We start from the raw sequence: 7,820 nt of genomic DNA on the forward strand, positions 1-7,820 counted from the left end.
CCAGCGCGGCATGGCCGTGATCGTCGCCCTGCTGGTGGTGGCACTGGCCGCGGTGATCGCCACCGCGCTGCTGACCCGGCAGTCGGCGCAGCTGCGGGCGCTGCGTGCCGAGCAGTTGCGCGCACAGGTACGCATGGCGGTCGACGCCACGCTGGAGCGTGCGGCGCAGCAGCTGCGTGAGGATGTAAAGGAACAGCTGACCACGGTGCGCAGCGGGCGCTGGGCGCGCCCATTGGCGCTGCAGGCGCCGTTGCCGGTGCAGCTGCAGCTGGTCGATGCACAGTCGATGTTCAACCTGCGCAATCTCCTTGCGCATGGCAGGCCGGACCCCGAGGCGCGGCGCGCGTTCATCGCGTTGTGTGCCGGGCAAGGGCTGGGCCAAGGCGCATGCGCATCCGCCGCGGACCACATCCAGGTGCGCCTGCGCGATGGCGACATGCAGGCGCAGGCACCGCTGCCGCGCGAGTCACTGATCGAACAGGCGCTGCCGGGTGCCGATCCGGTAGCGCTGCAGGCGCTGGCACGGCGCACCGTGGTGTTGCCGTCGCAGACCCTGGTCAATGCCAACACCAGCGACCTGAGCATTCTGCAGGCGGTGACGCCGGCGGTGGAACCGGCACGACTGCAGGTGCTGCTCGGCGAGCGCGACGCTGGCCATTGGCTGCTCAATCGCGGCGACATCGCCAACCGGCTGCAACTGAGCAACGAACAGATGGCCGTGCTCCCCCTGGGGATCCATAGCGAGTGGTTCCTGGCCGTCGGCCAGGTGCAGGCGGACGGCAGCGCGGTGGATTTCCGCGCGCTGCTCTGGCGCGAGTACCGCGACGACGGGGCGCGTGTACAACGGGTGTGGACGAGGATCGGCGCATGACCGCGCGGCTTCGGGTGCGCCTGCCGGCGCTGGCGGGGCTGCGCGCCGACAGCATTGTGGACTGGGTGCAGCTGCACAAGGGCACGGTGCTGGCCCACGGCAGCGGCACGCTGGCGGCGCTGGGCCTGCGGCATCCGCAGGCCACGGTGCATGCCTGCCTTGATCCGAACGACCTGATCCTGCTGGAACTGCAGCTGCCGCCGCTGTCCGGACGCCGCCTGCAGTCGGCGCTGCAGGGTGAGGTGGAGGCGATGCTGCTGGATGACCTGCAGGAGGTCACGCTGGCCCACGGTGCGCAGGCAGCGGATGGCACGGTTGCGGTGGCCTGGCTCGGCCAGCAGGCGATCGTGCAACTTCAACAGCTGCTGGCTTCGTGCGCACTTCAACTGCAGGCACTGTATCCAACGCCCCTGCTGCTGCCCTGGCAGCCCGGCCAGGCCACGCTGCAGGTCAGCGGCGCGCACCTGCTGGTGCGCAACGGGCGCGATCGGGGTTTCGTCCAATGGCATGGCGGGCGTGACGCGTGTGCAGTGATGCAGGCGCTGGCCGGGCGCCTGCGACAGGCGGGGGTGCAGGCCGTGCAATGGATCGGCAGCGTGCCGCCGGCGTGGCCGGACAACCTGCCGGCCAGCGCGGTCGCGCCTGCGCAGCAGGCCTGCGGGCCCTTGCCGGGGTGGTCATTGCCGCTGCCCGGCGCGCGCCGCCAGTCGCCGCGACTGGCCATCGGGCTGGCATTGGCAGCCGTACTGCTGGCCGCGCTGGGGTTGCAGTTGCAGGTCGCGCGTTGGCGAAGCGAGGGTGAAGCGCTGCAGCAGGACATGGCACGGCAGTTCAGCGCACGCTTTCCGGAGATCACCACGGTGGTGGACCCGGTGGTGCAGGCAAGGCGCGTACTTGCGCTGCCACCGCCGGCGCCGCCATTGCCACCGCTGCAGCGCCAGGTGGCTGGCACGCTGCAGGCCGTTCCGGAGCTGGCCGGGCAGGTGCGCAGCCTGCACTACCAGCCGGGGCAGCTGAAGATGGAGCTGGATACCGACGCCCGGGCCTTGGCCGACGATCCACAGCGGCTTGAGCACTGGCAGCACGCGGTGCAGGCGCAGGGCCTGCAGCTGGCGCGCGAAGCCGATGGACGCCTGCGGGTGAGCGGAGCGGGGCAGTGACAACCCGAACGCTGCGCCGTGGTGAGGGATGGGCGGGCCTGCAGCAGCGCTGGCAGCGCCTGCCACCGCGCGACCGGCGGATGCTGTGGGTGATGGTGGTGGCGCTGCTGGTGGCGGGCCTGTGGTCGTTGTGGCTGGAGCCCCTGCTGAAGCAGCGCACACACTGGCAGGCTGAACTGCCGCGGCTGCAGGCGCAGTCCCGCGCACTGGCGCCGCTGCTGCGCGCCCGTGAACGCCAGCAGCAGGCCCAGCGCCAGCACCCGACACTGGCCGGGCTGCGCGATGCAATCAGGACCGCCGGCCTGGCCGACGGCCTGCATATCGAAGCGCGCGACGGGCGCTGGCACCTGCAGGTGCGGGCGGTGCCCGCCGATGCGCTATGGAACTGGCTGCTGCCGCTGCTGGCCGACCCGGCCATCGAGCTGCAGCAACTGCAATTGACACGCACGGGGGATGCGAACATGCCGGCCGCACGGATTTCCGGACACATCGTGATGGTGGCTACTGCGGGTGCCCATCCATGAGGGCGATGCGCAGCCTTGCCTGCACTACCGCATTGGCCCTGATCGTGGGCATGGCGCACGCGCCGGCACCGGTGCAGGCACGGGACAGCCAAGATGAGCCGGTGCAGTTGAACCTGGTGGACACGGATATCGGTGGCGTGCTGCGCATGGCGGCACGCTTCACCGGCCGCCAGTTCCTGGTCGATCCGCGGGTGTCCGGCAAGATGACGGTGGTGTCCGATGGCCCGGTCAGCCGTGCCCAGGCCTACCAGTTGCTGCTGGGCGCGCTGCGCATGCGGGGCTTCGCGGTGGTCGAGAACGGCGGCGTCAGCCGGGTGGTGCCGCAGGCCGATGCCAAGCTGCTGGGAGGACGTGTCGGCACGGGCGGTGCCGGCGGTGAGGTGACCACCCGCACCTTCGCGCTGCGCTACGAGAACGCGGCTGCGCTGGTGGCGGTGCTGCGGCCGATGATCAGCCCGGACAACCCGATCACCGCCAATCCGGGCAACAACACCCTGGTGATCACCGATTACGCCGACAACCTGGAGCGCATCGCGCAGGTGATCGCCAGCGTCGATACACCGGCCGGCATGGACACCGACTTGGTGAAACTGCAACAGGGCATTGCCGTTGATGTCGCGGCGATGGTCGCGCCGCTGCTCGATGCGCAGGGCGCCGAGCCCAGCCAGAAGGTGGTCGTGATGGCCGACCCGCGCAGCAACAGCGTGCTGCTGCGTTCCAGCAGCCCCGGTCGCACCCGCCTGGCGCGGCAGCTGGTGGAGAAGCTGGACCGGGCCCAGGATGAGTCCGGCAATCTGCATGTGGTCTACCTGCGCAACGCCCAGGCCAACCAGCTGGCCGGTGTGCTGCGTGGAGTGGTGGCCGGGCAGAGCGATGCACCGGCAATGGGCAGCACGGAAGGCATCACACCACTGACTGGTGAGGCCAACCGCTCCACGCCCACGCAGCCGTCGCAACCGCAGCAGGCCAAGACCGGAGGCAATGCGCTGGAATCGCAGCGGCTCGACCCGAGCCGCCGCGACCCGATCGATGCGGGAAGCACCGGCTTCAGCCAGAACGGCATCTCGGTACAGGCGGACGTGGCCACCAACACGCTGCTGATCTCTGCGCCGGAACCGGTGTACCGCAATCTGCGGCGGGTGATCGACCAGCTCGACCAGCGCCGTGCGCAGGTGCTGGTGGAAAGCCTGATCGTGGAGGTCAACCAGACCGATGCGGCCGAGCTGGGCGTGCAATGGATGCTGGGCAATGGCCGTACCTTCGGTGGCACCCACTTCGGTGGCGCCAGCGGCGGCAGCGGGCTGAGCAGCACCGCGCGCACCACGCTGGACGTGCTGCCCAGGGATGGCCTGAAGATCGGCGTGATCGACGGTACCCTCAACCTGCCCGGTGTCGGCCAGATCCTCAACATGAAAGCGTTGGCCAACGCGCTGCAGAGCAAGGGCGGGGCCAACATCCTGTCCACGCCGAACCTGATGACGCTGGACAACGAAGCGGCCAGCATCATGGTTGGCCAGACCGTGCCGTTCGTCAGCGGCCGCTACGTGACCGACGGTGGCGGCGGCAGCAACAACCCGTTCCAGACCATCGTGCGCGAGGACGTGGGCCTGAAGCTGCGGGTACGGCCGCAGATCTCCGAGGGCGGCACGGTGAAGCTGGACATCTACCAGGAAGTCAGCAGCATCGACGCGCAGAGTGCCAACAGCTCCGCTGGCATCATCACCAACAAGCGTGCACTGGATACCAGCGTGCTGCTGGACGATGGCCAGATCATGGTCCTGGGGGGGCTGCTGGAGGACAATGTCAGCCACGGCCGCGACGCGGTGCCGGGCCTGGGCAAGCTTCCGGTGCTGGGCGCACTGTTCCGCAGTGATACGCGCAAGCGCAGCAAGACCAACCTGATGGTGTTCCTGCGCCCGCATGTGGTGCGCGACCCCGCCGCCGGCCAGCGCCTGACCCGCGACCGCTACGACTACATGCGCAATGCGCAGGCCGGTGCGCAGCCGGTGCAGAGCTGGGCGTTGCCGGCGCTGTCGGCGCCGCAGCTGCCGCCGCAGGACCTGTCCGTGCTTGGACAGGGCAATGCGCGCGATGGCCGGGGCCAGCCGTTGCAGAACACCAGCCTGGCGGCGTTGTATCCGTCCGGCGACGGCGATGCGCAGCTGGTGCAGTTCGCGCAGGGGCTGGACCCGGCGCGTGCCGGCCAGGGCGTGGCGCAGGTGCGGGCACTGGGCCTGCAGGCCTACGCTGAAGCGACTCCGGGCGAGGACGGCCAGCGCCTGCGCGTGCGATTGCCGCGCGATCCGGCGACGCTGGACCCGGCACTACAGCAGCTGCGCGGGCTCGGCTACACGCCGGAACTGGTGATCGGGCCGTGAGCGCCGCCGCGCCGCTGCCGTACGCCTGGGTGCGCAGCCATGGGGTGATGCTGTCCGAGGCGGGCGGCGAGCCGGTGCTGCTTGGCACCGCCGACACCGCGCCGTGGGCCGTAGCCGAACTGCGCCGCCGGCATGGACCGCTGCCGTTCCAGGTACTGGAGGCCACCACCTGGCAACAGCGGTTGGGCGAGCAGTACCGGGACGGCGGCGATGCCGCTGCCGTGGTGGGTGCCGCCGAAAGCGAAGTCGATCTGGACCGGCTGATGCAGGACATGCCGGAGGTCACCGATCTGCTGGATGCACAGGACGATGCGCCGGTGATACGCATGATCAACGCGCTGCTGGCACAGGCTGCACGCGATGGCGCCAGCGACCTGCATATCGAGCCGTTCGAGACCCATTCGGTGGTGCGCTACCGGGTGGACGGCACGCTGCGCGACATGGTGCAGCCGCGGCGCGCCCTGCATGCGGCGCTGGTATCACGCATCAAGATCATGGCGCACCTGGACATCGCCGAGAAACGCCTGCCGCAGGACGGCCGCATTGCGATCCGCGTGGGCGGGCGGCCGCTGGATATCCGTGTTTCAACGGTGCCAACCGGGCATGGCGAACGCGCCGTGCTGCGATTGCTGGAAAAGGATGCCGGCCGCCTGCAGCTGCAGCGCCTGGGCATGGCCGATGACACCCTGGCCACGTTCACCGGATTGATCCGGCAGCCGCATGGCATCGTACTGGTCACCGGGCCGACCGGCAGCGGCAAGACCACCTCGCTGTACGCTGCGCTGGGCCAGCTCGACAGCAGCACCAGCAATATCCTGACGGTGGAAGACCCGGTGGAGTACGACTTCGCCGGCATCGGCCAGATCCAGGTCAACACGCGCATCGGCATGAGCTTCGGCACCGCGCTGCGCGCGATCCTGCGCCAGGATCCGGACACCATCATGATCGGCGAGATCCGCGATCTGGAAACCGCGCAGATCGCCGTGCAGTCGTCATTGACAGGCCATGGCGTGCTGGCCTCGCTGCACACCAACGATGCCATTTCGGCGGTGACCCGCCTCGCCGACATGGGCGTGGAGCCGTTCCTGCTGGCCTCGTCGCTGCGCGGCGTGCTGGCGCAGCGGTTGGTGCGGCGGCTGTGCACGCAGTGCCGGCGCGCCGAGCTGGATGGCGAGGGCCGCACCGTATGGCGCGCGGTGGGCTGCGCGGCCTGCGCCAACAGCGGCTACCGTGGGCGTACCGGCATCCACGAGCTGTTCGTGGTCGACGACCGGGTGCGCGCATTGATCCATGAAGGACAGGGCGAGCCCGCGCTGCGCGAGGCCGCACGGCGTGCGGGCATGCGTACCCTGCGGCAGGACGGCCAACGCTGGGTCGACAGCGGGGTGACCACGCTGGAAGAGATCCTGCGCGTCACCGGCGACGATTGAGGCCAGCATGGCACTGTTCGACTACCAGGCTGCCAACGCGCAGGGCCGCATCGAGAAGGGCCAGTTGGATGCCGACAGCCCGCGCGGCGCACGTCATCTGCTGCGTGGACGCGGGTTGACGCCGGTACAGGTCCGCGCGGCGCGCACTGCCGGTGGTGGCTGGGGCGCTCGCCGGCTGTCCGCCAGCGAGCTGGCCTGGGCCACGCGCCAGCTGGCCAGCCTGCTGGCCGCCAGCCTGCCGCTGGAAGGGGCACTGAGTGCAGTGATCGAGCAGGCCGAGCGCCCGCACGTCGCGCAGGCGCTTACCGCCGTCCGTGCAGATGTACGGGCCGGCCAGCGCCTGACCGTGGCACTGGCCGCGCGGCCGCGCGATTTTCCGCCGATCTATCGGGCGCTGGTCGGCGCTGGCGAAGACTCCGGCGACCTGGCGCGGGTCATGGAGCGCCTGGCCGACTACATTGAAGAACGCAATGCACTGCAGGCCAAGGTGCTGACCGCGTTCATCTATCCGGCGGCGATCAGCCTGGTCTCGGTGGCGATCGTGATCTTCCTGCTCAGCTACGTGGTGCCGCAGGTGGTGACCGCGTTCGTGCAGGCACGGCAGACGCTGCCGATGCTGACCCAGGTGATGCTGGCCGCCAGCGCCTTCGTGCGCAGCTGGGGCGTATGGGTGGGGCTGGGCATCGCTGCGCTGGTGGTGGCCTGGCGGCTGGCGTTGCGCCGGCCCGAATTGCGCCTGCGCTGGGACGCGATGCTGCTGCGGCTGCCGATGGCCGGGCGTTTCGTGCTGGGTGTGAACAGTGCGCGCTTTGCCTCGACGCTGGCCATCCTGCTGGATGCCGGCGTGCCGCTGCTGCGCGCGTTGGAAGCGGCCCGGCAGACACTGGGCAATGCGTTGCTGGCGCGTTGTGCCGATGACGTGTCCGCGCGCGTACGCGAAGGCGCTGCGCTGGGTGCTGCGTTGAAGGTACAGAAGGTGTATCCGCCGATCCTGGTGCATCTGGTGGCCAGTGGCGAGAAGACCGGTTCGCTGGCGCCGCTGCTGGATCGCGCTGCGCAGACGATCTCGCGCGAGATCGAGCGCCGTGCGATGGCGCTGACCGCGTTGCTGGAACCCACCATGATCCTGGTGATGGGCGGCGTGGTGCTGACGATCGTGCTGGCCGTGCTGATGCCGATCATGGAAATGAATCAATTGGTGCAGTGATGCGCAACGCGCATCACGGGTAGAGTCGACTGTTAGTCGACCAGCGCGGCGACCGAGTGCATTCAGACCGTTTCTGCGTGTGAAAAGCAGTCGACTAACAGTCGACTCTACCCAGTCGATCCCATCAGGTCGATCCCATCAGGTCGATCCCATCAGGTCGATCCCATCAGGTCGATCCCATCAGGTCGATCCCATCAGGTCGATCCCATCAGGTCGATCCCATCAGGTCGATCCCATCAGGTCGATCCCA

At 69.3% G+C, this 7,820-nt stretch carries 6 protein-coding genes; all 6 read left to right on the forward strand.

Going from position 1 to position 7,820, the window contains the following annotated elements:
- The first annotated feature begins 10 nt into the window (after positions 1 to 10).
- The 6 genes from gspK to gspF are packed head-to-tail and all read left to right on the forward strand — an operon-like array spanning position 11 to position 7,570.
- The gene (gspK, locus tag AC5P9I_RS20125; protein ID WP_088475951.1) at positions 11 to 871 is read left to right on the forward strand and encodes a type II secretion system minor pseudopilin GspK; all 861 of its coding nucleotides are present in this window, start codon (positions 11 to 13) and stop codon (positions 869 to 871) included.
- The gene (gene gspL / locus AC5P9I_RS20130; protein WP_049466476.1) at positions 868 to 2,031 is read left to right on the forward strand and encodes a type II secretion system protein GspL; all 1,164 of its coding nucleotides are present in this window, start codon (positions 868 to 870) and stop codon (positions 2,029 to 2,031) included. The genes gspK and gspL overlap by 4 nt, the downstream gene beginning before the upstream one ends.
- Positions 2,028 to 2,555 (forward strand): type II secretion system protein M, encoded by a 528-nt coding sequence (locus AC5P9I_RS20135; RefSeq protein ID WP_049466474.1) that lies wholly within the window; start codon positions 2,028 to 2,030, stop codon positions 2,553 to 2,555. Before gspL ends, AC5P9I_RS20135 begins: the two co-directional genes overlap by 4 nt.
- Positions 2,552 to 4,933, forward strand: a complete 2,382-nt coding sequence (gene gspD / locus AC5P9I_RS20140; protein ID WP_049466472.1) for a type II secretion system secretin GspD — start codon at positions 2,552 to 2,554, stop codon at positions 4,931 to 4,933. The genes AC5P9I_RS20135 and gspD overlap by 4 nt, the downstream gene beginning before the upstream one ends.
- Positions 4,930 to 6,363 carry a type II secretion system ATPase GspE gene (gene gspE, locus AC5P9I_RS20145; RefSeq protein WP_080355538.1) on the forward strand — a complete coding sequence of 478 codons (1,434 nt, stop codon included), beginning with the start codon at positions 4,930 to 4,932 and terminating at the stop codon, positions 6,361 to 6,363. Before gspD ends, gspE begins: the two co-directional genes overlap by 4 nt.
- Before the next feature lie 7 nt (positions 6,364 to 6,370).
- Complete coding sequence (gene gspF / locus AC5P9I_RS20150; protein ID WP_049466470.1) at positions 6,371 to 7,570, forward strand: type II secretion system inner membrane protein GspF; 1,200 nt, start codon at positions 6,371 to 6,373, stop codon at positions 7,568 to 7,570.
- The last annotated feature ends 250 nt before the right edge of the window (positions 7,571 to 7,820 follow it).

Source organism: Stenotrophomonas sp. YJH_SMC_29, from assembly GCF_059371235.1.

Coding starts and splice junctions, on each gene's coding strand:
- gspL (WP_049466476.1), top strand. CDS start 868: ATGACCGCGCGGCTTCGGGTGCGCCTGCCGGCGCTGGCGGGGCTGCGC.
- gspF (WP_049466470.1), top strand. CDS start 6,371: ATGGCACTGTTCGACTACCAGGCTGCCAACGCGCAGGGCCGCATCGAG.
- gspD (WP_049466472.1), top strand. CDS start 2,552: ATGAGGGCGATGCGCAGCCTTGCCTGCACTACCGCATTGGCCCTGATC.
- gspK (WP_088475951.1), top strand. CDS start 11: ATGGCCGTGATCGTCGCCCTGCTGGTGGTGGCACTGGCCGCGGTGATC.